Below are 1,941 nucleotides of genomic sequence, written 5' to 3'. Positions count from 1 at the left end.
AGAAGAGCAGGTTTCTCATGGAAGGGAGGTACTAGCAGCGAATCGTGCTTCCCGAGGACTCGCGTACCTCAGTACCACACAATACGTAAGAGGGCTTAACTGCTGGGTTCGGGATGAGTCCAGGTGTTTCCCCTCTGCTCTGGCCGCTAGTACCATTACGGTTTCGGTGCGCGACTCTGGATTTCGTCTGAGTTCAGCGGATGGCATTGGACGTTAGTATCCGCGGACTGAACACGTCGTTACCTTCGTGCTTACATCCCGGACCTATCAAGCGGGTCTTTTACCCGTGTCCTTAACGGAGTCTCTTTTCAGGGCGGGTTTCAAGCTTAGATGCTTTCAGCTTTTATCCCTTACCGCGTAGCTGCTCGGCAGTGCCCGGTCGGACAACCGATCGACCAGAGGCGGCGACGGAAAGTTCCTCTCGTACTATTTCCATCTTACCTTCAGACTCCAAACACTCCAGATAGATAGTAACCGACCTGTCTCACGACGGTCTAAACCCAGCTCACGATCCCCTTTAATAGGCGAACAACCTCACCCTTGGCNNGCCAGGATGGAAAGAACCGACATCGAGGTAGCAAGCCGCCGGGTCGATATGTGCTCTTGCCGGCGACGACTCTGTTATCCCCGGGGTAGCTTTTCTGTCGTCAATGGCCCTCATCAACAAGGCTCATTGGTTCGTTAGACCCGAGTTTCCTCTCGCGATTTCTTGCTCTGCGAAATCGCGTCAGGCCAACTTATGCTCTTGACACTCTCCTGTGAGTTTCTGACTCACATGAGTTGACCTTAGGGCACCCTTGATATTTTTTCGAGGGTGTGGCGCCCCACCCAAACTGCCTACCTACCGGTGTCCTCTCGGAACGAGAGTTAGTGTTACAGTAAACCAAGGATGGTGTCTCATCGGTGGCTCCCCACCCCCCGGAAGGGATGGTTCGACGCCTCCCATCTACGCTGCGCAAGGAATACCGTAACACAGCAACAGGCTGCAGTAAAGCTCCACGGGGTCTTCACTTCCCATCTGGAGTCCCTAGTCTCTGCACTAGGACAAAATGTTCAACGGATTCGTGTTAGGGACAGTAGGGCTCTCGTTAATCCATTCATGCAAGTCGCCAATTAAGCGACAAGGTACTACGCTACCTTAAGAGGGTCATAGTTACCCCCGCCGTTTACGAGTCCTTCGTCCGGTTGAACCCGGGATTCAGATACTCGCACTGGGCAGGAATCAGTGACTATACTAATCGTTTCCGAGTTGCAGTCACCTATGTTGTTATTAGACAGTCAGAGCCCCCTGGTCACTGCGACCTGCCTGATCGCCAGGCAGGCACCCCTTCTCCCGAAGTTACGGGGCTAATTTGCCGAGTTCCCTTAACACGATTACACCGACACGCCTTAGCCTTTTCAGCTAGGGGCACCTGTGTCAGATCTCGGTACGGTCATTGCATCCCCCTTTTCACGGGCTCCAGGAATTTGCCGAATTACTCCATCACGTCTTCCCTCGCTTCTCACCATGACGGTACTCCACGAGGTTGAACGCTTGGACAGGGCGACGACCCTGCCCGGCATATCCCGAAGCGTCAGGGCGGTTACCCGCAATGGATGCACGGTACAGGAATATTAACCTGTTTCCCTTTCGATGTGTTCGAGTTACGACACACCTTAGGACCGACTAACCCTCGGCTGACGAACATTGCCGAGGAAACCTAGCCCCTACGGCGGTTGGGATTCTCACCCAACTTTGCTTCTACTAATGCCAGAATTCTCATTACTACCCGGTCCACAGGACCTTACGGCCCTGCTTCGGCCCAGGCAGCACGCCTCTCTACGCCATCACACGAACGTGTGGTCCGTGGTCTCTGTAGTAGGCTTAAGCCCCGTCCATTTTCAGTGCCCCAAACCTCGACTGGTAAGCTGTTACGCACTTTTTAAAGGATAGCTGCTTCT

The 1,941-nt window shown here is 53.7% G+C and carries 2 rRNA genes; both read right to left on the bottom strand.

The features are described from left to right. Window positions 1–29: 29 nt before the first annotated feature. A 5S ribosomal RNA gene (gene rrf, locus ACI94_RS04860) occupies window positions 30–151 on the bottom strand. A gap of 43 nt (window positions 152–194) precedes the next feature. Further along, a 23S ribosomal RNA gene (locus ACI94_RS04855) occupies window positions 195–1,941 on the bottom strand; the annotation flags it as partial.

It is taken from the genome of Methanoculleus sp. DTU007 (genome assembly GCF_001512385.1).
GTDB lineage: Archaea > Halobacteriota > Methanomicrobia > Methanomicrobiales > Methanoculleaceae > Methanoculleus > Methanoculleus thermophilus.
Note: the sequence above shows the minus strand (reverse complement) of the source record. Positions and strands in the feature narration are given on the sequence as shown.